The sequence below is a fragment of the Pseudomonas putida genome (genome assembly GCF_009883635.2).
GTDB classification, from domain to species: Bacteria; Pseudomonadota; Gammaproteobacteria; order Pseudomonadales; family Pseudomonadaceae; genus Aquipseudomonas; species Aquipseudomonas putida_W.
Genome location: NZ_CP026115.2, coordinates 5179757 through 5201053 on the forward strand (window position 1 = coordinate 5179757; position 21297 = coordinate 5201053).

Consider the following 21297-nt stretch of genomic DNA (forward strand, 5'->3'; position numbering starts at 1 on the left):
ATTCCTGACGGCATGTACCCCAGACAACTCAACTCAATTCGAGCCAGATCGGCGCATGGTCGGAAGGCTTTTCCATCCCGCGCAGCTCATAGTCCACGCCGGCCGCCTTGATCCGTGGCACCAGAGCCTGGGAGGCCATGATCAGGTCGATGCGCAGCCCGCGCTTGGGGTCATCCTCGAAGCCGCGGCTGCGGTAGTCGAACCAGCTGAAGCGGTCGGCCACCTCCGGGTGCAGGTGGCGGAAGCTGTCCACCAGGCCCCAACCCTTGAGGCGCTCCATCCACTCGCGCTCCTCCGGCAGGAAGCTGCACTTGCCGGTCTTCAGCCAGCGCTTGGCGTTGTCCGGGCCGATACCGATATCGCAGTCCTGGGGCGAGATGTTCATGTCGCCCATCACCAGTACCGGCTGGTCGTTCTTGAACTGCCCTTCGAGCAACGCTTGCAGGTCGCTGTAGAAACGTTGCTTGGCCGGGAACTTGGTGGGATGGTCACGGCTTTCGCCTTGCGGGAAGTAGCCGTTCATGACAGTGATCGGGTTGCCGTCGGCATCGGCGAAGGTGCCCCAGATGAAGCGCCGCTGGGCATCTTCTTCATCCGTGGCAAAGCCCTTGAACAGGCTCAGGGGAGCCTGGCGCGAGAGCAGGGCGACCCCGTAGTGGCCTTTCTGGCCGTGGTAGTGCACGTGGTAGCCCAATGCCTGGACATCGGCCAGGGGGAACTGATCGTCGCTGACCTTGGTTTCCTGCAGGCCGATCACGTCCGGCTGGTGCTTTTCGATCAGCGCCGCCAGCTGGTGCGGGCGGGCACGCAGGCCGTTGATGTTGAAACAGACGATCTTCATGGAAAGACAATCCTGGTAAAAGGCCGGATGCTAGCCGACATCGGCGTTCATCACCAGCGTGGCGGCTTGGCCAAGGCGCTGCTAACGTGCTGGATGAGGTGAACGATGCGCTGTGGAGCACCTCCAAGGCACTGACATGCCCTTTCCAGGAGGACGACCCACCATGCTCGAAGCCACTGCCGCCCAGGCGCGCATCTGCACCCTCGATGACGGTTACAGCCGTGAGGCGCGTTCGCTGCTGTACAACGCCTACCGCCACGAACCGACCTTCGCCTATATCTTCGAGGCCCAGCGCCCTGGCTACGAACGCCGGCTGCGGGTGATGGTGCGCGAGTGGGTACGCCAGCACTTCTATCTACAGTTGCCGGCCATCGGCCTGCTGCTGGAAGACCGCCTGATCGCCCTGGCCCTGATCGTGCCGCCGCAACGCCGCCTGGGCGTGGCCGACAGCTGGGCCTGGCGTTTGCGCATGCTGCTGGGCACCGGCCAGCGCTGCACCCGGCGTTACATGGACTACCAGGCGGCGCTGGCCAGCTGCCTGCCGACCGGGCAGGTGCACATGCTGCCGCTGCTTGGGGTGCATCCGCAATTTCGTGGCTGTCACTACGGCGAACAATTGTTACAAGCTGTTCACGACTGGTGCGCGGAAGACCCCAATACCCAGGGCGTGGTGCTGGACTCTGGCAACGAGCATTACCTGGCCTTTTACGCGCGCCAGGGCTATGAAGAGATAGGCGAGGTGGCTGTAGGGCCAATCCGGGAAAGGGTGTTCTTTCATTCCAATCCAGTGTCATCCATGTCATCAATTGCTTGAAGAAGGCCGCCAGGCGCCTCCCTTGAGCGCCTGGCTCTGGTAGCATGCGCCGCATGACGTATTCAGGAAGACTAACCTGGGGCCTGGTTTTCTGGGCCGCCAGTTTTGCAGCATGGGGCCAGAGCGAGTTGCTGGTGAAGGTAAAACCTGCCAACAAGGAGCTCAAGGCCAATGTCGAAGGCTATATCGGTACCCTTGGCGACCGCGATGAAGAAGCGCTGCTGCGTTTCAGCCGCGGGGCCCAGGAGCAGGCGCGCAAGGCCGCGCAGGCACTTGGCTACTATCAGGCGCAGATCGACACCGAGGTCAAGCCGCCTGCCAAGGCCGATCAGCACCCACAACTGATCATCAAGATCGACCCTGGCGAGCCGGTGCGCCTGCGCAACGTGACCGTGCGCATCGAAGGGCCGGCCAGCGAGATGAAAGCCTTTCGCGTGCCTGACAGCCGCGCCCTGCGTGCGGGCGAACAGCTCAACCACGGCCTGTACGAAGATGCCAAGCGGCTGATCCAGAACCAGGCTTCGCGTTATGGCTTCTTCAGTGGCCACTTCACGCGCCAGCGCCTGGCGGTCGACCCTCAGGCCGGTGTGGCGGATATCGAGCTGGTTTACCAGAGCGGTCCGCGTTATCGCCTCGGGGCGGTGAAATTCAGTGGCGACACGCCGCTCGACGAAGACCTGCTGCAGCGCATGGTCTCGTTCAAACCCGGTACGCCCTACGACTCCGAACTGATCGCCCAACTCAACAACGACCTGCAATCGAGCGGCTATTTCGAAGGCGTGCGGGTCGATGCCGCACCGACTGCGGCGGTAGGCGAAGACATCCCGGTGGACGTCCGCCTGGACACTCGCAAGCCCCGTACCATGGGCCTGGGCCTGGGCTTCTCGACCGACGTGGGGCCGCGTGGCAAGGCCAACTGGACACGGCACTGGGTCAACCCGCAAGGCCACAGTTATGGCTGGGAAACCGAGCTTTCGGCACCGCGGCAGAACGTCGGCCTGTGGTACGACGTGCCCTTGGACCCACCCTTGACCGATAAGCTGCGCTTCGCCGGCGGCTACCAGAACGAAGAAATCGCCGGCACCGACACCCTCAGCAAGCTGCTGACCGTCGGCCCGGAGTGGCACAGCAAGCTGGCCAGCGGCTGGCAGCGGGTGATCTCGCTCAAGTACCAGCGCGAAGAGTATCGCCTGGGCGATGATTCGGGGCTGAGCCACCTGCTGATGCCTGGCGTGAGCTTTTCCTACCTGCGCAGTGACAACCGCATCGACCCGCACAACGGCTACCGTTTGCAGTTCGATACCCAGGTGGCCAAGGAAGGGCTGATGTCCGACACCAACCTGTTGCATGGCAATGTCCTGCTCAAGGGCCTGACCACCCTCGGCCACAACCACCGACTCCTCGGCAGGGTGCAGTTCGGTGGCAGTGCCACCAACGGCTACAAGAACAACATTCCGCCGTCGCTGCGCTTCTTCGCCGGTGGCGACCAGAGCGTGCGCGGCTACGACTACCAGACCCTGTCGCCGAAGAACAGCGACGGCGACCGCATCGGCGGCCGCTACCTGGTTGCCGGCAGTGTCGAGTACCAGTATTCGCTGGCCGAAAAATGGCGAGTAGCGACCTTCATCGACCAGGGCAACTCCTTCAACACGTTGGAGCTGCCCAGCCTCAAGACCGGGGTCGGTATCGGTGTGCGCTGGGTGTCGCCGGTCGGGCCGCTGCGCCTGGACCTGGCCAAGGCACTCGATGACGACGGCGGTATTCGCCTGCACTTCTCCATGGGGCCTGAGCTGTGATGCGTGTGTTGAAATTCATTCTGCTGGGTGTGCTCGGCAGTGTGTTGCTGGTGGCCCTGGCCCTGGGCGTGTTGCTGGGGACCGAAGGGGGGAGCCGCTGGGCACTCGGCCGGGTGCCAGGGCTGACTGTCGACGATTTCCAGGGCCGCCTGGCGGGCACCTGGCAGGCCACCCATTTGAGCTGGATCGACGGCGGCAATAATGTGCAAGTGGAGGCGCCGCTACTGAGCTGGTCGCCTGCCTGCCTCCTGCGCGCCACGCTGTGCATCGACCAGTTGCAGGCCCAGCGGGTCGACATGGCCTTCGCGCCCAGCGATCAGCCGGCCGATGGCGGTCCGCTGCAGTTACCCGCGCTGCGCTTGCCGGTGGCGATTGAGGTCGGTGAGGTAAAGGTGGGGCAGTTGCGCCTGGATGGCAGCGATCTGCTCGGTGATCTGCACCTGGCGGCGCATTGGACCGCGAGCGGCCTGCGTATCGACAGCCTGCAACTGCAGCGTGACGATTTGCGCCTGCAAGTGCAGGGCGATGTGCAGCCAGAGGGCGATTGGCCGGTACAACTTCAAGGTCAGGTGCAGTTGCCTGAGGTGGAGGGCAAGGCTTGGCAGCTGGCGCTGAACGCAAAGGGTGAATTGCAGAAAACCCTGTCCATCGACGCCACCAGCAGCGGCTACCTTGATGCCCGCCTGAGCGGGACGGTACAGGCCCTCGCCGAACACCTGCCGGCGAAACTGCAGATTCGCGCCGATGCCTTCAAACCAACGGCATCGCTGCCCGACACGTTGCAGCTCAATCAGCTCGTGCTGGATGCCCAGGGCGATCTGCTCAAGGGCTACCAACTGTCGGGTAGTGCCAGCCTGCCGGCCGAGCAGGCACCGATCGCACTGGCACTGACCGGCATGGTCGACGCCAAGGGCGCCAGGCTGGATGCCCTGGACCTGACGGCCAGCGACGCCCAGCGCGTCAAACTGCAGGCCAACGCTGACTGGCAGCAGGCGTTGAAGGCCGACGCCCAGCTGGAGTGGCAGGACTTTCCGTGGCTGCGCCTGTACCCGCTGGAAACACCGCCGCAGGTTACTCTCAAGCGTCTCAATGCCCAGGTCCAATACCAGAATGGCAATTATCAAGGCACCTTCAACGGTGACCTTGACGGCCCGGCCGGGGCGTTCACCCTCGCCAGCCCGTTCGAAGGTGACCTGGGCCAGGTGCGCCTGCCGCAGCTGGCGCTGACGGCCGGGCAGGGCAAGGCGGCGGGCAGTGTCGCGGTGCGCTTCGCCGATACTTTGGCGTGGGACGTCGACCTGCAGTTGTCGGCCCTGGACCCGGCGTACTGGCTCGCGGAGTTGCCCGGCACCCTGGCCGGGCCGCTGCGCAGCAAGGGCGAAATGAAAGACGAGCAGCTCAGCCTGGATGCCCAGCTCGACCTCAAGGGGCGCCTGCGCGGGCAGCCGGCGGTGCTCAAGGTCGAGGCACAAGGTGCCGGGCAGAGCTGGACCCTCGGTGCGCTGGCGGTACAACTGGGTGATAACCGTATCAACGGCAGCGGCAGCTTGCAGCAGCGCCTGGCCGGGCGAGTCGACCTAGACCTGCCTCGGCTCGGCCAGCTGTGGCCGAGGCTGCAAGGGCAGGTCAAGGGGCGCCTGGACGTCAGTGGCACACTGAACGCGCCGCATGGCAACCTGACCCTGCAGGGCCAGCAATTGGCACAGGAAGAAAACCGCCTCCAGCGACTCGACCTGGAGGCCCGCCTGGACAGTGCCCAACGGGGTCTGATCGACCTCAAGGCCAGCGGTATCCGTCTGGGCGACACTTCGCTGGGCACCTTGCAGGCCAATGGCAAGGGCGACATTCGCCAACAGGCGCTGAGCCTGGCGCTGGATGGCCCACAGCTCAAGCTCGATCTGGGCTTGGATGGCCAGCTTAACAAAGGTGACTGGCGTGGCCGCCTGGCAAGCGGCAGGATCCAGGCCGGCGGCCAGGACTGGCAGCTGCAGGCACCCGCCCGGCTGCAGCGACTGGCCAGTGGCCAAATGGATTTCGGTGCCCACTGCTGGCGCTCCGGCCAGGCCAGCCTGTGCGGCGAGGATCAGCGCCTGGCGCCCGAGCCGCGCCTGCGCTACCACCTCAAGCAGTTCCCGCTGGAGAGCCTGGCGCAATGGCTGCCGAAGGACTTCGCCTGGCAGGGCATGCTCAATGCCGACGTGAACCTGGATATTCCGGCCAGCGGCCCGAAAGGCACCGTGCGTATCGATGCCAGTGGCGGTACGTTGCGCGTTCGCGACAAGGGCCGTTGGATCGACTTCCCTTACCAGGCCCTGCGCCTGGACAGCACCCTGGCGCCACGCCGGGTCGATACGCGCCTGGATTTTCGTGGCGAACGCCTGGGCGAACTGAGCCTGAACACACGCCTCGATCCACTGGGCAAGGACAAGCCGCTGTCGGGCGACTTCCGCCTGGCCGGGCTGGAACTGTCGATCGCCCGTCCGTTCATGCCGATGGTCGAGCGCCTGGCTGGGCAGTTGAATGGCAGCGGGCGCTTGACCGGCACCTTGCTGGCGCCACAGGTCAACGGCAACCTGATGCTCAGTGGCGGCGAAGTCAGTGGTGCCGAGTTGCCGGTCAGCCTGCAGGACCTTTCGCTGCAGGCCTTGATCGCCGGCGAGCAGGTGCAGGTCAACGGTGGCTGGCGCAGCGGGGAAGCCGGTCGCGGCCAGCTCAACGGCCACCTGACCTGGGGCCAGGCGCTGGGCATGGACCTGCGCCTGCAGGGCCAGCAGTTGCCCGTGAACGTCGAGCCCTACGCCACATTGGAAGTCGCGCCAGACCTGAACTTGCGCCTGATTGATGACAAGCTGGCGGTGTCCGGTAAAGTGCTGGTGCCCAAGGGCAAGATCGTTGTGCGCGAGTTGCCTCCCTCTACCGTCAAGGTCTCGGACGATGCCGTCATCGTCGGCCACCAGACCGAAGAGGGCAAACCGCCCATGGCGATGGCCATGGATATCGACGTGGTCGTGGGGCAGGACAAGCTGTCATTCAGCGGCTTCGGCCTGACCGCCAACCTGCTTGGCCATGTGCACATCGGTGACAACCTGGACACCCGTGGCGAATTGAGCCTGGCTGATGGTCGCTATCGTGCCTATGGCCAGCGCCTGACCATTCGCCGCGCACGGCTGTTGTTCGCCGGGCCAATCGACCAGCCCTATCTGGATATCGAGGCTATCCGCAAGGTCGACGATGTGATTGCCGGTATCCGCCTGAGTGGCAGTGCCGAGCAGCCGAGTACCAGCGTGTTCTCGGAACCGGCCATGAGCCAGGAGCAGGCGTTGTCCTATCTGGTGCTCGGGCGCCCGCTGGGGACTTCCGGTGAGGACAGCAACATGCTTGCCGAAGCGGCATTGGGTCTGGGCCTGGCAGGCAGTGCCGGGATTACCGGCAGCCTGGCATCGGGCCTGGGCATCGAAGACTTCCAGTTGGACACCGAAGGCTCTGGTAACAGCACCAGTGTGGTGGCCAGTGGCAACCTGACCGAGAAGCTCAGCTTGCGCTATGGGGTCGGGGTGTTCGAGCCGGCCAATACCGTTGCGCTGCGCTACAAACTGAGCAAGAAGGTGTATCTGGAAGCCGCCAGCGGGCTGGCAAGCTCGCTGGATATCTTCTACAAGCGAGACTTCTGAGGGGCGTCAGCGTACGGTGGCGGCCTCGATGAATTCGTTGATTTCGGTGGACGCAGGTGCGTCGGGCTTGCGTATTGGCGTAACCAGCCTGGTGTATTCCTCGATCAGGCGGTTGAGCGCTTCGGGTGGTTCGCTGGCATGAAACTGCATGCGGATCTGCACTTCGTCAGGGTCCCGGGCTTCGCCTTGGCGGCCCTGGGCGCCGATCGTCACCTTGAAACTGGCGGCGCTGGCCCGCCCACATTCTTCGCGTATTGCGCGCAGCTCCTCGGTGGCATTGACGCGCACCGACAGGTCTACCTGCATGCGTTCCAGGGTCAAACCCTTGGGCGCCACCAGGGCGAACAGTGGCACGCGCATCACGTGCCTGTCGTCCATGGCGACCTCGACCATCTTGGGCTTCATCGGGCTGCCTAGCGCCTGGGTGTCATAGTCGAAGAATTGATCAAACAGGTTGATGTACTGCTGGGCTATCAGGCTGTTGGTGGCCGCAGCGGCCTCCTGCAGACCGCGTGTGATATCCCGCAGATCGATGGCGGTCATGGGCGCTGGTGGGTTGTCCAAGGGGCTGGCTCCTGAAGCAGGAAGAGGCCCCGCTGGGAGGAGCAGGGCGAGCGATCAAGCATCGGGTTGACCGTCAGACGGTAGTGGAACCCTTGCCAGCGTCGCTCTCTATGCCGGGAGTGGGTTTAAGGGTGTCGGCCTGCGAGATGGTGTCCGGACTTTCCAGTGTTGAGTTTTTGACCACTGTCGGCTTGGTGGCGGCTTCGGTGAGGAAGTCGATCACCCGCATCATGGCCTCTGGTGGGTCCTGGCGACGCAGCGAGGTATTGAACGCATAGCGTGCCCGGGTATCGGTCTTGCGGGTTTGTGTGGACTTGCTGCTGATACTGCCTTTTACATCCAGTTTGAACGGGCCCCATCCCAGCGAAGCAGCCAGTTCGCCGCTCTTGCTCGACTCGCTGAAGTCCTCGGCCATCTGACTGATGGTCAGCTCGAATTCGACGTTACCTTCTTCTATGGTGATGTTCGGGTGGGTGATGGCTGCCAGCAGGGGCACCTTCATGGACTTGCTGACTATGCCTTTGTACTCGCCTTGTTCGTCAACGATGGTTTCGTCGTAGTCGAACTGGATGGCAACGGCTTTGCCATCTTGTACGCAAACCTGCATGAGGAAGTCCGCATAGGATTTGCTGGCAGTGACCTGTGCCTGGACCATCGCTTGCAGCGGTGCGGCGATCATGCGGTCCATGGGCAGCGCATTGATGACCGAACCGATAAGGCTGTTATCGATAGACATGGAGGTTATCTCTTTTTGCAAGGCTAAGGAGGCGGCCAATCAGGGTGACCGCGCATGAGCACCTTCAGCGAGCGCAATGCTCCTGACGGCGAATGTTGCCTATCTGGCGCAGGCTCAGGCCGTACTTGTCGGCCAGCAGGCTCCGGGACAAGCCGTTGGCGCTTTCTTTCTGGATCTGCAGGTTGCGCAGCTGGCGCAGGAAATGGTCTGCCTTGGGAATTTCCAGGGCCACGCCGGCAAAGCGTTTGATCAAGGCGTCGAGCGCATCGGCCGGGAGTACGTCGGCCAGCTTGGTGCGCTCTCGGTGCTTGGGAATGTACTTGGGCCTGCCGCCGTAGGCGCAGGTCAGCTGGTAGGCGTTTTCAAGGCCGATGCATTCGATCAGGGCCTGCAGCGAATGCGGTAACTGGCCGATGTCGATGGCGGTGAGATCTGGCAGTTCCATATGAGACTTCCTCGCGGTGGATGGGGCGCGATGCCTGTCGTTGGCATGGGGGAATTCTCGGTGAGCGACGAATGCTGTCGCTAGGCGCCAAGTGGGCTGGCAGTTGTAGTTTTGATGAGCAGGGCTTGCAGGCAACGATGCTTAGCGGTGTAGGAAGATGCCTCAGCGCTGCCGTACAGGCCCGATGTCACATAGGGTTGCATTGTCTACCGTGTCTATAAGTGGCCCCCCCCTTACTTGCATGGATAGCTGTTCAGCAGGCTTGCACTGCCGAGGTAGGCATGGGCTTTATCGGCCTGCTCCTGCGGCAAGGTGCGCCAGTCGATGATCAGGCAAAGGCTGTTCAAGGGTTGACCATCGAGCAGGCCAATGACCCTGTCGGGGAAGGTACGCCGATAGCGGGCGAGGGTGCGGTTTACGGTTTCTACCTGATCCGCTTGCGCCAGCGTCTGACGAGCCAATTCCGGCAGCTGCGGCTGGGGGATCGTGAAGTGGGCTTTCCCGGATGTGGCTTGCAGGTGCCCTGCAGCACGGGTTCTTTGCCAAAGTTGTTGCCATTGGCTGCTGCCTGCATGAGCCGCCAGCTGGCTACCTAACTTGAGCAATTGTTCAGGCGCGGCCTGGCCGGTGTCCAGGGCATGAATGGGAAGAGAGGGTGTGAGCAGCATGATGAAAAGCGCGAAATTGCGCATGGTGCCTCCAGCATGGATTGGGGAAACCCATGCTTTCAGGCTGAGCTCGCCACGCTAAGCAGGAAATACAGCGCCGCAAGCCATGGCCGTTGTATCATTGCGCCTGCTCATTGCGAGCCAAATGCCCCCGATGTTGAAGGAATTTTCGATGACACACGTGCAGCGCCTCAAATACTCGCTTCTGATCATCCTGGTGGTGCTGGGCCTCATGCTGGGCCTGTCGCATCTGCAGAAGCAAGGCACGATCAGTGAGCAGACCTTCCAGATGCTGGCCATTGCCATTGCCGTAGTCGTGGTGGTGATCAATGGGATTCTGCGGCGCAAGGTCAAGCCCTGACGCCTGCCAGCCGGCCACCCCAGGCCGGCCTTCAGTCAGCGCGGCAAGGGCTGCTCGAGCACGGCGCGTGCTTCTGGCTTGAGGCTGTAGCACTTGTCGCTGCCAAGGCTGATCACACCCTCTGTGCACAGCCGCTTGAGCACCTCGCGTACGCTCAGGAACGACAGCGGTATGTCCAGTTGTTCCAGTTGCGCATGCACGCCGCGTACGCCAATGCTGCGCCCGGTGCGGTCTGCGTTGTAGAGCGCATCGATCACCTTCAGGCGAATGAGGCTGGTACGCAGGCCGTATCCGCGCAGCAGTTCGCGAATCTGCACGTTGCCGGCACGCTCGTCCACGCAGGCGGCCGCTCCGTCGGCCGCTTTGCCCGGGGCGCGTCCGGTCTGCACTGAGGGTTGCGGGTTGTACATGTGAATGCTCCTTTTCGTGGACTGTCCCGAAATATGGGTGGCTCACTGATTAGGACGAATGAGAACGGCAAATCTGCAGCTTCTGCCTGAAAAAAGATTTCTGCCGGTTTTTCTTAAAGACGGTTCGCGGCGCGCGTGCGCGTAAAATTTTCATCCAGCCATTCGTCTGATCGGGAATGACCCCCTGAATCCGAGGAGTGCCCGTGTTGCCAATTTCGCGTCCCTTGACCTGTGCCAGCCTGGCGGCTGCCCTGGTCGCCTCCAGCGTAGCCGTGCAGGCGCGGGAACCCAGCGCTGATGCCAGTGCGCAGATCCGCCGTACCAGTTTTGGTGTGCCGCATATCGTCGCCAAGGACGAGCGCGGCCTGGGCTATGGCATTGGCTATGCCTATGCCCAGGACAACCTGTGCCTGCTGGCCAACGAAGTGTTGACGGTCAATGGTGAGCGCTCGCGCTATTTTGGCGTCCAGGGCAAGACCCTCGAGCAACGCGACAACCTGGCCAGCGACCTGTTCTTTACCTGGCTCAACACGCCGGCGGCAGTCAGCGGCTTCATGCAGGCCCAGCCAGCGCAGGTGCGTGAACTGCTGGAGGGGTATGCCAGCGGCTTCAATCGTGCCCTGGCCGAGCGACGCAGCCAAGGCCTGCCAGCGGAATGTGGCGATGGTCAGTGGGTACGCCCGATCACCAGCCAGGACCTGGTCAAACTGACCCGTCGCCTGCTGGCCGAAGGCGGCGTGGGCCAGTTCGCCGAAGCGTTGGCGGGCGCCCAGCCCCCCAAGCTGGCTGCTCAGCAAGCTGCCCCGTCCTTTGACGTGGCACTGGCCCAGCAGCAGCGCTTCGCCTCTGAACGCGGCAGCAACGCCGTGGCCGTGGGGGCGCAGCGCTCGGCCAATGGCCGTGGCCTGCTGCTGGCCAACCCGCACTTCCCGTGGATGGGCGGCATGCGCTTCTACCAGATGCAGCTGACCATTCCTGGCAAGCTGGATGTGATGGGGGCGGCCTTGCCTGGCCTGCCCGTGGTGAACATCGGCTTCAACCGCCACCTGGCCTGGACCCACACGGTGGACACCTCGAAGCACTTCACCCTGTACCGCCTGCAACTGGACCCCAAGGACCCGACCCACTACCTGCAGGATGGCCAGTCCATCCCCATGGCACAGCAGACCGTGAGCGTCACGGTCAAGGCCGCCGATGGCTCACTCAGCCAGGTCGAGCGCCAGGTCTACAGCTCCAGTTTCGGGCCGGTGGTGCAGTGGCCCGGTCGACTGGATTGGGACACCCAGGCGGCCTATAGCCTGCGCGATGCCAACCTGGACAACACGCGCGTGCTGCAGCAGTGGTATCGCATCAACCAAGCCGACAGCCTGGATGTCCTCAAGGGGTCCATCGAGCAGTTGCAGGGTATCCCATGGGTCAACACCCTGGCGGTCGATGCCGCAGGCAAGGCGCTGTACCTGAACCAGTCGGTGGTGCCCTATGTCGATCAGCAGCTGCTGAGCGAATGCAGCAACCCGGCGGCGCAAGGCCCGCTGGTGGTGCTGGACGGGTCGCGCAGCGCCTGCCAGTGGAAGGTCGATGCTCAGGCCGCACAGCCTGGTATCTTCCCGGCGCAGATGCTGCCAAGCCTGGAACGCAACGACTTCGTGCAGAATTCCAACGACCCGGCCTGGATGGCCAACCCGGCCCAGCCGTTGACCGGGTTCTCGCCCTTGATCAGCCGCAGCGACCAGCCGCTGGGCATGCGCGGGCGTTTCGCCCTCGAGCGCCTGCAAGGCAACGCCAAGCTGGGCGTCGATGACTTGCAGCGCATGGTGCTGGATGACGATGTATACCTGGCCAGCCTGGTGCTGCCTGACCTGCTGCAGTGGTGCAAGGGGGCTGAGGCAGACCTGCAGGCCGTGTGCGCCAGCCTCGCCGTGTGGAATGGCAAGGCCGATTTGAACAGTGGTATCGGCCTGGTGCATTTCCAGAATATGGTCGAGAGCATGGCCAAACACCCGCAAAGCTGGCGCGTGGCCTTCGACCCGGCAGACCCGCAGCACACCCCGCGTGGCTTGGCGGTGGAGCAGGCGGCGGTACGTAAACTCTTGCGCGAAGCGGCCTTGGCGTCACTGCAGCAAGTGGCCAAGGCGGGCGTGGAGGAGGGCAGCCGTTGGGGGCAGATCCAGCAGGCCGCCGATGGCACGCCGGTGCCGGGTGGGCCGCAGCAGCTGGGGGTCTACAATGCGATGTTCAGCGTACCGCACGGGCCGGGCAAGCGCCTGGTGGTCAGCGGTACCAGCTATCTGCAGTTGGTGAGTTTCACTGAAAAAGGGCCACAGGCGCGTGGGCTGCTGGCGTTCTCGCAGTCCAGCGAAGCCGGTTCAGCGCATTTCAGCGACCAGACCAAGGCGTTTGCCGCCAAGCAACTGGCAGCGATGCCGTTTACCGAGGCACAGATCAAGGCGGACCCGGAGTATCGGCAGTATGTGATCAGTGAGCGGGATAAAGGAGTGGTGGCTAACCGGCCTTGAGGCTTTAGCCTGCACAGGCTTCTTCGCGGGCGCGCCCGCGAAGAAGTCGGCTCGGACTTTCAGGAGAACTCGAACGGCTCCAGGGCAAAGCCTTGCCCATCGACCTGCAAGGTCCAGCCCCTGCGGTCCCAGTCCCCCAGCACGATGCGCCGTGCCGGTTCGCCATCCACCACCAGCTTGTGAATCGCCGGCCGGTGGGTGTGGCCATGCACCAGGGTGCGCACGCCGTGCGCCGCCATCACCTTCGGCACTTCTTCCGGTGTGACGTCGACAATCTCGGTAGCCTTCATACGCGTCTGCGCCCGGCTTTCGCTGCGCAGCTTGCGCGCCAGTTTCTGCCGGGTGGCCAGCGGCAGATGCCGGAGGATCCACAGGCTCACTGGGTTGCGCAGGTAGCGGCGCATCTTCATGTAGGCCAGGTCGCGGGTGCACAGGGTGTCGCCATGCATCAGCAGTACCTGTTCACCGCCCAGCTCGATCACGCTCGGGTCGGCCAGCAGCGTGCAGCCGGCGGCCGTGCAGAAATCCTGGCCAATCAGGAAGTCGCGGTTGCCATGCATCAGGTAGATCGCCGTGCCGCTGTCGCTGAGCTGGCGCAAGGCCTGGCAGATCGACTGCTGGAACGGGGTCATGGCATCGTCACCGATCCACGCTTCGAAGAAGTCACCGAGGATGTACAGCGCCTTGGCGTGACGGGCGCGGCCGTCGAGCAGATCTAGAAACGCCCGGGTTATGTCCGGGCGTTCTTCTTGCAAATGCAGATCAGAGATCAGCAGAATCACTCAATGATCTCGGCTTTCTCGATGATCACGTCTTCTTTCGGCACGTCCTGGTGGCCAGCTTTGGAACCGGTGGCAACCTTTTCGATAGCGTCGACGACTTCACGGCCTTCGATCACTTCACCGAATACCGCGTAGCCCCAGCCCTGAGTGTTCTTGCCGCTGTGGTTGAGGAAGTCATTGTTGGAGGCATTGATGAAGAACTGCGCGGAGGCGGAGTGCGGGTCCATGGTGCGGGCCATGGCGATGGTGTACTTGTCGTTCTTCAGGCCATTGTCGGCTTCGTTCTGGATGCTGGCACGCTTGTCACGCTTTTCGTTCATGCCTGGCTCAAAACCGCCGCCCTGGATCATGAAGCCCTTGATCACACGGTGGAAGACGACATTGCTGTAATGGCCGGCTTTGACGTACTCGATGAAGTTGGCCACGGTAATCGGGGCTTTTTCAGCGTTCAGTTCAATGACGATGTCGCCGTGGTTGGTGGTCAGTTTGACTTTGGACATGCTGAAATTCGCTCTTTCAAGGCATACGGGAATAGGTTGCGCAGGGCGCGTGTAGTCACCTGACGCAGGATCGGGCAACCGCGACACATGTTCATGGCACAGGGTGCACGACGATCATTTTGCACGGATCGCGATAAAACGCGCCAGTTTGTCGGTGCCCGGCTGTCAGCAGCTTGACTGCTTCGGCTATGATAGGCCCTTTGATTCAATCGGCCTACCCAGGCCGGACACGTGCATTCAAGGATCCTATGAGCAAGCCCACTGCCGACAACGCGCCCAACGCCGCTGCCAAAGGCGCCCCCGCTGTCCCTGCGAACTTCCTGCGGCCGATCATCCAGGCCGACCTGGACTCGGGCAAGCACAGCAGCATCGTCACCCGCTTCCCGCCGGAGCCCAACGGCTACCTGCACATCGGCCACGCCAAGTCGATCTGCGTCAACTTCGGCCTGGCCAAGGAGTTTGGCGGCGTCTGCCACCTGCGCTTCGACGACACCAACCCGGCCAAGGAAGACCAGGAATACATCGACGCCATCCAGAGCGACGTGAAATGGCTGGGCTTCGACTGGGCCGGCGAAGTGCGCTATGCCTCCAACTACTTCGACCAGCTGCACGACTGGGCCGTTGAACTGATCAAGCGTGGCAAGGCCTATGTCTGCGACCTGACCCCTGATCAGGCCAAGGAATACCGCGGCAGCCTGACCGAACCCGGCAAGAACAGCCCGTTCCGCGAGCGCGGCGTCGAGGAAAACCTCGACCTGTTCGCGCGCATGAAGGCCGGCGAGTTCAAGGACGGCGAGCGCGTGCTGCGCGCCAAGATCGACATGGCCTCGCCGAACATGAACCTGCGCGACCCGATCCTGTACCGCATCCGCCATGCCCACCACCACCAGACCGGTGACAAGTGGTGCATCTACCCGAACTACGACTTCACCCACGGGCAGTCCGACGCCATCGAAGGCATCACCCACTCGATCTGCACCCTCGAGTTCGAGGGCCACCGCCCGCTGTACGACTGGTTCCTCGACAACCTGCCGGTACCGGCGCACCCGCGCCAGTACGAGTTCAGCCGCCTGAACCTGAACTACACCATCACCTCCAAGCGCAAGCTCAAGCAACTGGTCGATGAAAAGCACGTCAGCGCCTGGGACGATCCGCGCATGTCGACCCTGTCGGGCTTCCGCCGCCGCGGCTACACCCCGGCGTCGATCCGCAACTTCTGCGAAATGATCGGCACCAACCGTTCCGACGGCGTGGTCGACATGTCGATGCTCGAGTTCAGCATCCGTGACGACCTCGACCGCACTGCGCCACGCGCCATGTGCGTGCTGCGCCCGCTGAAGGTGGTCATCACCAACTACCCGGAAGGCCAGGTCGAACAGCTTGAACTGCCGCGCCACCCGAAGGAAGACATGGGCGTACGTGTGCTGCCATTCGCCCGCGAGCTGTACATCGACCGCGACGACTTCATGGAAGAGCCTCCGAAGGGCTACAAGCGCCTGGAGCCAGCCGGTGAAGTGCGCCTGCGCGGCAGCTACGTGATCCGCGCCGACGAGGCGATCAAGGATGCCGACGGCAACATCGTCGAGCTGCGCTGCTCGTACGACCCGGACACCCTGGGCAAGAACCCGGAAGGCCGCAAGGTCAAAGGCGTGATCCACTGGGTGCCGGCTGAAGGCAGCGTCGAGTGCGAGGTACGCCTGTACGACCGCCTGTTCCGCTCCGCCAACCCGGAGAAGACCGAAGATGGCGGCAGCTTCCTCGACAACATCAACCCGGATTCGCTGCAAGTGCTGACCGGCTGCCGCGCCGAGCCGTCGCTGGGCCAGGCACAGCCTGAGGACCGCTTCCAGTTCGAGCGCGAAGGTTACTTCTGCGCCGACCTCAAGGACAGCCAGCCGGGTCGCCCGGTGTTCAACCGCACCGTCACCCTGCGTGACTCCTGGGGCAGCTAAGGAATCGCCGTGCTTACCATCTACAACACGCTGAGCAAGACCAAGGAAGCCTTCAAGCCGCTCGATGGCAACAAGGTGCGCATGTACGTGTGCGGCATGACCGTGTACGACTACTGCCACCTTGGCCACGGCCGCAGCATGGTGGCGTTCGACCTGGTGACCCGCTGGCTGCGTAAAAGCGGCTACGACCTGACCTACGTGCGCAACATCACCGACATCGACGACAAGATCATCAACCGCGCCAACGAAAACGGCGAGGCGTTCGACGCCCTGACCGCGCGCATGATCGACGCGATGCACGAGGACGAGCGCCGCCTGAACATCCTCAAACCAGACCTGGAGCCGCGTGCCACCGACCATATCGCCGGCATGCACGCGATGATCCAGACCCTGATCGACAAGGGCTATGCCTACGCGCCGGGCAACGGTGACGTGTACTACCGGGTCGGCAAGTTCGTCGGCTACGGCAAGCTGTCGCGCAAGAAGATCGAGGACCTGCGCATCGGTGCCCGCATCGAGGTCGACGAGGCCAAGCAGGACCCACTGGACTTCGTCCTGTGGAAAGGCGTCAAGCCGGGCGAGCCATATTGGGATTCGCCGTGGGGCCCGGGCCGTCCGGGCTGGCACATCGAGTGCTCGGTGATGTCCACCTGCTGCCTGGGCGAGAGCTTCGACATCCACGGTGGCGGCAGTGACCTGGAGTTCCCGCACCACGAGAACGAGATCGCCCAGAGCGAGGCAGCCACTGGCAAGCAGTACGCCAACAGCTGGATGCACTGCGGCATGATCCGCATCAATGGCGAGAAGATGTCCAAGTCGTTGAACAACTTCTTCACCATTCGCGACGTGCTCGACAAGTACCACCCGGAGGTGGTGCGCTACCTGCTGGTGGCCAGCCACTATCGCAGCGCCATCAACTACTCCGAAGACAGCCTGCGCGATGCCAAGGGCGCCCTGGAGCGCTTCTACCACGCCCTGCGTGGTCTGCCACGGGTTGCCGCCAAGGGTGGTGAAGCGTTCGTCGAGCGCTTCAGCGTGGCGATGAACGACGACTTCGGTACGCCAGAGGCCTGCGCCGTGCTGTTCGACCTGGTGCGCGAAATCAACCGCCTGCGTGACAGCGATGTCGACGCGGCGGCCGGCCTGGCCGGTCGCTTGCGCGAGTTGGGCGATGTGCTGGGCGTGCTGCAGCTGGAAGCCGATGACTTCCTGCGTGCCGGTGCCGAAGGCAAGGTCGACGCGGCTGAGGTGGAAGCCTTGATCCAGGCGCGCCTGCAGGCGCGTGCGGACAAGAACTGGGCGGAGTCCGACCGCATCCGTGACCAGATCACTGCCATGGGTGTGGTGCTGGAAGACAGCAAGGGTGCCACTACCTGGCGCCTGGCTGACTGATCGGCGTCATTGGGGCCGCAAAGCGGCCCCAACTTTATTTGGCCAAACCGGCCAGGGGGCAGTGCAACACCAATTTCGCCCCTCCCAGCTCGCTCTCGCCAATCTCCAGCCCGAACCCATGCAGGTCGACGATCGCCGCAACGATCGACAACCCCAGCCCGAACCCGGAATGGCGGTGGCCTTCCTCGCTGCGATAGAAGCGCTTCAACACCGCAGCCCGCTCTTCTTCGGGAATGCCCGGCCCGCTGTCTTCAATGGCGATGTGCACACCCAGCTCATCCTGAGTCGCCTTGATGGCAACCCGGCCGTCTTCGGGTGTGAACTTGATGGCATTGCCCACCAGGTTGGCCAGCGCTTCGAACAGCAGCTCGCGATCACCATGCAGCGCCGGCAACTGGGCAGGCTGTTCGAGACTCAGGCGGATGCCGCCATCCTCGGCCAGCGGCAGGTAGAAGTCGTGCAGTTCCACCAGCAGGTCGTGCGGATCGAGCTGAACGAAGCCGGCGCGACGCTGGCGGTCTTCCAGCTCGCTGATGCGCAGCAGGCCACGGAAGCGTGCCATCAACGTGTCGGTCTCGCCGATCGCCTGGTCCAGCGCTTCGGCTTGTGGCGAGTCGTGCGTGCTCTGCTGGCGAATACGGTACAGCTGAGCCCGCAGGCGGGTGAGGGGTGTGCGCAGGTCGTGGGCGATGTTGTCGCAGACGCCTTTGACCTCGTGCATCAGCCGTTCGATGCGGTCGAGCATGGCGTTGACGATATCGGCGAGCATGTCCAGCTCATCGCGGCGGGCCGACAGCGGCAAGCGGTGGGTGAGGTCGCCGGCGACGATCAGCTCGGCTTGGGCCTGAATGGCACGAATGCGCTTCAGCGGCCGGCGGCGCAGCAGGTACCAACCGGCAAACCCCGGAATCAGAGTCAGCGAGATACCCCACAACAAGGCATGCAGGATGATGCGGGTGACCACGAACAACGAGCCATTGTCGCGGAACAACACCAGCCAGCGGCCATCCTGCACCTTGATCGCCACAGCATCGCAGCTGTCACGTGGCATGTGCGGGTCGTCAGCGTCCAGGCAGCGCTTGAGCTCGTGCACCTTGCCGTCCAGGCCAAGGTCAGGGGGAATCGCGCGAATGCGCCCGCCCACCGGGTTGAGCTGGGCGTCGAACAGGCCGTAGGCATCGAAACTGCGCTCTTCGAACGCCTGGCTGGCGATCAGGGCATCGTCCAGCTGTTTGCCACTCATATGCGCGAACAGGTGCTGGCGCTGCAGCATGGAGTGACGGGTGAGCTTGTTCAGGTAACTGGAAACCTCGAAATACAGCACCCCCATGAGGATGCTGCTCCAGGCCACGAACAGGAAACTGTACAGCGCCAACAGGCGACTGGTGGACGAACTCCAGCCCTTAGACGGGTTCAGCAATGGCATAACCCGAGCCCCGTACCGTACGGATCAGCGGCGACTGGCCGGCGGAGTCGATCTTCTTGCGCAGGCGGCCGATGTGCACGTCAATCAGGTTGGTGCCCGGATCGAAGTGGTAGCCCCAGACTTCCTCGAAGATCATCATCCGCGTGATAACCTGGCCGCTGTGGCGCATCAGGTATTCCAGCAGCTTGTACTCGGTGGGCAGCAGGTTGAGGGTGTGCTCGCCGCGGCGGGCCTCGTGGCTGATCAGGTCCAGCTGCAGGTCGGCGACCTGCAGGCGGGTCTGGGTCATGGGTACGCTGTTGCGCCGCAGCAGCACTTCGACCCTCGCCGCCATCTCGTCCGAGGCGAACGGCTTGGTCAGGTAGTCGTCGCCACCGGCCCGCAGGCCGCGCACGCGCTCATCCACGTCGGACAGGGCGCTGATCATCAGGATTGGCGTCGCGATCTTCAGGTTGCGCAGGGTAGTGACGATCGTCAGGCCATCGACCTCAGGCAGCATGCGGTCTACGGTGATCAGGTCGTAACCGCCGGCAATGGCCTTGGCCAGGCCCTCGCGGCCATTGTCGGCCCAATCCACTTCCAGGCCGTGGCTGGAGAGTTCGGCGACGATTTCCTGGCCGGTGACGGCGTCGTCTTCGATGGTCAGTACGCGTGGCATGCTCGTTCCTGGGCGTCTATTTGGAGATTTGATTGTGCCAAAGAATAGCCAAACAGCGATTTAAGAAAAATTCATCTACGGCGGGTAAAACAAAACGGGGCATGCCAGTGTCTGGCATGCCCCGTCGATCAGCGTGGCGCAGCGGCTCAGGCGACCTTGACGATCCAGCCTGCCGGTGCTTCGACGTCACCGCTCTGGATACCGGTCAACTCGTTATAGAGCTTCTGGGTGATCGGGCCGACTTTTTCCAGGTCGTGGAACACGTGCAGCTTGCCGTTGTACTCGATGCCACCGATCGGGGTGATCACCGCAGCGGTGCCGCAGGCGCCGGCTTCGATGAAGCGGTCGAGTTTGTTGATCTCGACGTCGCCTTCGATCACGGTCAGGCCCAGGCGCGATTGCGCCAGTTCCATCAGCGACAGGCGGGTGATGCCTGGCAGTACCGAGGCCGATTTCGGGGTGACGAATTCGTTGTTGGCGGTGATGCCGAAGAAGTTGGCCGAACCGACTTCCTCGATCTTGGTGTGGGTCAGCGGATCGAGGTAGATGGCGTCGGCGAAGTTGGCCTTCTTGGCTTCAGCGCCCGGTTGCAGGCTGGCCGCGTAGTTGCCACCGACCTTGGCTGCGCCAGTGCCCTGAGGGGCGGCACGGTCGAAGCTGGAGATCTGGAAGTTGTGCGGCTTCATGCCGCCCTTGAAGTACGAGCCAACCGGGATGGCGAAGACCGAGAAGATGAACTCGGGGGCGGTGCGCACGCCGATGTTGTCGCCGGTACCGATCACGAACGGGCGCAGGTACAGGGCGCCTTTGCCGTGCGGCGGGACGAACTTCTCGTTGGCCTTGACCACTTGCTTGCACGCTTCGATGAACACATCGGTCGGCACCTGCGGCATCAGCAGGCGCGCGCAGCTGCGCTGCATGCGGGCGGCGTTCTGGTCTGGGCGGAACAGGTTGATCGAGCCGTCCTTGCAACGGTAGGCCTTGAGGCCTTCGAAGCACTGCTGGCCATAGTGCAGGGCGGTGGAGCCTTCACTGATGTGCAGCACGTTGTCTTCGGTCAGGGTGCCTTTGTCCCACTCACCATTGCGCCACACGGACAGGTAGCGCTTGTCGGTCTTGATGTAGTCGAAACCCAGCTTGTCCCAGTTAATGCTTTCGTTACTCATGACACCCTCGATTGTCTTGCAAGTGCCCGATCGCTCGGGCTGCTGTTATATGCGCACCACGCCACGATAATACAAAGCTCGCGGATCGGGAACGGCCAGTCACGAATTGGGTGAGGCCTGGGTGCAGGACGGGGGATTTTCAGCGCCTGGCTACCCAGCCTTACTCTTCAATCTGCTGACAAAACCGCAACAGGTTGCCGAACGGGTCACGGATCTGCATCTGCAACCCCCAATCGACCCGTTCGACCTGGGGCCGGGCATAGCCGTACTGCTTGTCCAGCAATTCCCGCTCCAGTGCGCGCAGGTCTTCGGTGCGGGCGAACACGGTCGAGCCTGGGCAGGCATCGCCGTGGTGTTCGCTCAGGTGCAGGATCAACCCGTCACGATGAATCTGCGCATAGAGCGGCAGGTCGGGGCTGAAGCGGTGTTGCCAGTCAAGCTGGAAGCCCAGGAAGTCCAGATAGAACTCCCGGGCCTTGTCGATGCAGAAGATACGCAGTATGGGAATGGCAGGGGCCAGGGGCATGTGCTGTCCTTGTGAGGTTGTCGGTTGTGTCTAGGCTAATACGTCTGCAACGAGCAAATACGCAGGATGAACG

Annotated in this window: 19 protein-coding genes; 7 read left to right on the forward strand and 12 right to left on the reverse strand. The window is 63.1% G+C overall.

What is annotated here, in order from left to right:
• Positions 1-28 precede the first annotated feature (28 nt).
• A complete protein-coding gene (gene xthA, locus C2H86_RS23635; RefSeq protein ID WP_159410093.1) occupies positions 29-841 on the reverse strand; it encodes an exodeoxyribonuclease III in 813 nt (270 codons plus the stop codon).
• A 163-nt stretch (positions 842-1004) separates the two neighbouring features.
• On the opposite strand from xthA, the gene C2H86_RS23640 reads away from it, so the two are divergent.
• Genes C2H86_RS23640 through C2H86_RS23650 form a run of 3 tightly spaced genes read left to right on the forward strand, consistent with a single transcriptional unit; the run spans position 1005 to position 7122 of the window.
• A complete protein-coding gene (locus C2H86_RS23640) occupies positions 1005-1655 on the forward strand; it encodes a GNAT family N-acetyltransferase (protein WP_159410094.1) in 651 nt (216 codons plus the stop codon).
• A gap of 53 nt (positions 1656-1708) precedes the next feature.
• Entirely contained in the window at positions 1709-3451 is a 1743-nt protein-coding gene (locus tag C2H86_RS23645; RefSeq protein ID WP_159412986.1) for an autotransporter assembly complex protein TamA, read from the forward strand.
• A complete protein-coding gene (locus C2H86_RS23650) occupies positions 3448-7122 on the forward strand; it encodes a translocation/assembly module TamB domain-containing protein (RefSeq protein WP_159410095.1) in 3675 nt (1224 codons plus the stop codon). The genes C2H86_RS23645 and C2H86_RS23650 overlap by 4 nt, the downstream gene beginning before the upstream one ends.
• 6 nt (positions 7123-7128) lie before the next feature.
• On the opposite strand, the gene C2H86_RS23655 is transcribed toward C2H86_RS23650, so the two are convergent.
• The 4 genes from C2H86_RS23655 to C2H86_RS23670 form a co-directional block, all read right to left on the reverse strand.
• Complete coding sequence (locus C2H86_RS23655; protein ID WP_205524561.1) at positions 7129-7686, reverse strand: DUF2589 domain-containing protein; 558 nt, start codon at positions 7684-7686, stop codon at positions 7129-7131.
• 73 nt (positions 7687-7759) lie between these two features.
• On the reverse strand, positions 7760-8422 hold the full coding sequence (locus C2H86_RS23660) for a DUF2589 domain-containing protein (RefSeq protein WP_159410096.1): 663 nt from the start codon (positions 8420-8422) through the stop codon (positions 7760-7762).
• A gap of 64 nt (positions 8423-8486) precedes the next feature.
• Positions 8487-8867, reverse strand: coding sequence for a Mor transcription activator family protein (locus C2H86_RS23665; protein WP_159410097.1), 381 nt, complete (start codon positions 8865-8867; stop codon positions 8487-8489).
• Between the two features lie 233 nt (positions 8868-9100).
• On the reverse strand, positions 9101-9559 hold the full coding sequence (locus tag C2H86_RS23670) for a hypothetical protein (RefSeq protein ID WP_159410098.1): 459 nt from the start codon (positions 9557-9559) through the stop codon (positions 9101-9103).
• 148 nt (positions 9560-9707) lie between these two features.
• On the opposite strand from C2H86_RS23670, the gene C2H86_RS23675 reads away from it, so the two are divergent.
• A complete protein-coding gene (locus C2H86_RS23675; RefSeq protein ID WP_003248064.1) occupies positions 9708-9896 on the forward strand; it encodes a hypothetical protein in 189 nt (62 codons plus the stop codon).
• A gap of 35 nt (positions 9897-9931) precedes the next feature.
• Here C2H86_RS23675 and C2H86_RS23680 read toward each other — a convergent pair whose 3' ends face one another.
• Positions 9932-10306, reverse strand: coding sequence for a fe2+ zn2+ uptake regulation protein (locus tag C2H86_RS23680; RefSeq protein WP_159410099.1), 375 nt, complete (start codon positions 10304-10306; stop codon positions 9932-9934).
• Between the two features lie 203 nt (positions 10307-10509).
• Here C2H86_RS23680 and C2H86_RS23685 point away from each other — a divergent pair, with 203 nt between their 5' ends.
• Positions 10510-12822 carry an acylase gene (locus C2H86_RS23685; RefSeq protein ID WP_159410100.1) on the forward strand — a complete coding sequence of 771 codons (2313 nt, stop codon included), beginning with the start codon at positions 10510-10512 and terminating at the stop codon, positions 12820-12822.
• Positions 12823-12881: 59 nt separating this feature from the next.
• Here the strand turns inward: C2H86_RS23685 and C2H86_RS23690 are convergent, their stop codons facing one another.
• Both C2H86_RS23690 and C2H86_RS23695 read right to left on the reverse strand, forming a co-directional pair.
• On the reverse strand, positions 12882-13604 hold the full coding sequence (locus tag C2H86_RS23690) for a UDP-2,3-diacylglucosamine diphosphatase (protein ID WP_159410101.1): 723 nt from the start codon (positions 13602-13604) through the stop codon (positions 12882-12884).
• Positions 13601-14104, reverse strand: coding sequence for a peptidylprolyl isomerase (locus C2H86_RS23695; RefSeq protein WP_159410102.1), 504 nt, complete (start codon positions 14102-14104; stop codon positions 13601-13603). The genes C2H86_RS23690 and C2H86_RS23695 overlap by 4 nt, the downstream gene beginning before the upstream one ends.
• A 248-nt stretch (positions 14105-14352) precedes the next feature.
• Here C2H86_RS23695 and C2H86_RS23700 point away from each other — a divergent pair, with 248 nt between their 5' ends.
• A complete protein-coding gene (locus tag C2H86_RS23700; RefSeq protein ID WP_060507419.1) occupies positions 14353-16056 on the forward strand; it encodes a glutamine--tRNA ligase/YqeY domain fusion protein in 1704 nt (567 codons plus the stop codon).
• A gap of 9 nt (positions 16057-16065) precedes the next feature.
• Positions 16066-17448, forward strand: coding sequence for a cysteine--tRNA ligase (gene cysS, locus C2H86_RS23705; protein ID WP_103447067.1), 1383 nt, complete (start codon positions 16066-16068; stop codon positions 17446-17448).
• A 34-nt stretch (positions 17449-17482) separates the two neighbouring features.
• Here the strand turns inward: cysS and C2H86_RS23710 are convergent, their stop codons facing one another.
• From C2H86_RS23710 to C2H86_RS23725, 4 genes are all read right to left on the reverse strand, one after another.
• Positions 17483-18874 (reverse strand): sensor histidine kinase, encoded by a 1392-nt coding sequence (locus tag C2H86_RS23710; RefSeq protein ID WP_159410103.1) that lies wholly within the window; start codon positions 18872-18874, stop codon positions 17483-17485.
• The gene (locus tag C2H86_RS23715) at positions 18852-19532 is read right to left on the reverse strand and encodes a response regulator transcription factor (protein ID WP_103447069.1); all 681 of its coding nucleotides are present in this window, start codon (positions 19530-19532) and stop codon (positions 18852-18854) included. The genes C2H86_RS23710 and C2H86_RS23715 overlap by 23 nt, the downstream gene beginning before the upstream one ends.
• 146 nt (positions 19533-19678) lie before the next feature.
• On the reverse strand, positions 19679-20698 hold the full coding sequence (locus C2H86_RS23720; protein ID WP_159410104.1) for a branched-chain amino acid aminotransferase: 1020 nt from the start codon (positions 20696-20698) through the stop codon (positions 19679-19681).
• A gap of 160 nt (positions 20699-20858) precedes the next feature.
• Positions 20859-21224, reverse strand: coding sequence for a glyoxalase superfamily protein (locus tag C2H86_RS23725; protein WP_159410105.1), 366 nt, complete (start codon positions 21222-21224; stop codon positions 20859-20861).
• Positions 21225-21297: the final 73 nt, after the last annotated feature.

Coding starts and splice junctions, on each gene's coding strand:
- C2H86_RS23645 (WP_159412986.1), top strand. CDS start 1,709: ATGACGTATTCAGGAAGACTAACCTGGGGCCTGGTTTTCTGGGCCGCC.
- C2H86_RS23720 (WP_159410104.1), bottom strand. CDS start 20,698: ATGAGTAACGAAAGCATTAACTGGGACAAGCTGGGTTTCGACTACATC.
- C2H86_RS23725 (WP_159410105.1), bottom strand. CDS start 21,224: ATGCCCCTGGCCCCTGCCATTCCCATACTGCGTATCTTCTGCATCGAC.
- C2H86_RS23695 (WP_159410102.1), bottom strand. CDS start 14,104: ATGTCCAAAGTCAAACTGACCACCAACCACGGCGACATCGTCATTGAA.
- C2H86_RS23680 (WP_159410099.1), bottom strand. CDS start 10,306: ATGTACAACCCGCAACCCTCAGTGCAGACCGGACGCGCCCCGGGCAAA.
- C2H86_RS23660 (WP_159410096.1), bottom strand. CDS start 8,422: ATGTCTATCGATAACAGCCTTATCGGTTCGGTCATCAATGCGCTGCCC.
- C2H86_RS23675 (WP_003248064.1), top strand. CDS start 9,708: ATGACACACGTGCAGCGCCTCAAATACTCGCTTCTGATCATCCTGGTG.
- C2H86_RS23670 (WP_159410098.1), bottom strand. CDS start 9,559: ATGCGCAATTTCGCGCTTTTCATCATGCTGCTCACACCCTCTCTTCCC.
- C2H86_RS23640 (WP_159410094.1), top strand. CDS start 1,005: ATGCTCGAAGCCACTGCCGCCCAGGCGCGCATCTGCACCCTCGATGAC.
- C2H86_RS23700 (WP_060507419.1), top strand. CDS start 14,353: ATGAGCAAGCCCACTGCCGACAACGCGCCCAACGCCGCTGCCAAAGGC.
- C2H86_RS23715 (WP_103447069.1), bottom strand. CDS start 19,532: ATGCCACGCGTACTGACCATCGAAGACGACGCCGTCACCGGCCAGGAA.
- C2H86_RS23710 (WP_159410103.1), bottom strand. CDS start 18,874: ATGCCATTGCTGAACCCGTCTAAGGGCTGGAGTTCGTCCACCAGTCGC.
- xthA (WP_159410093.1), bottom strand. CDS start 841: ATGAAGATCGTCTGTTTCAACATCAACGGCCTGCGTGCCCGCCCGCAC.
- C2H86_RS23665 (WP_159410097.1), bottom strand. CDS start 8,867: ATGGAACTGCCAGATCTCACCGCCATCGACATCGGCCAGTTACCGCAT.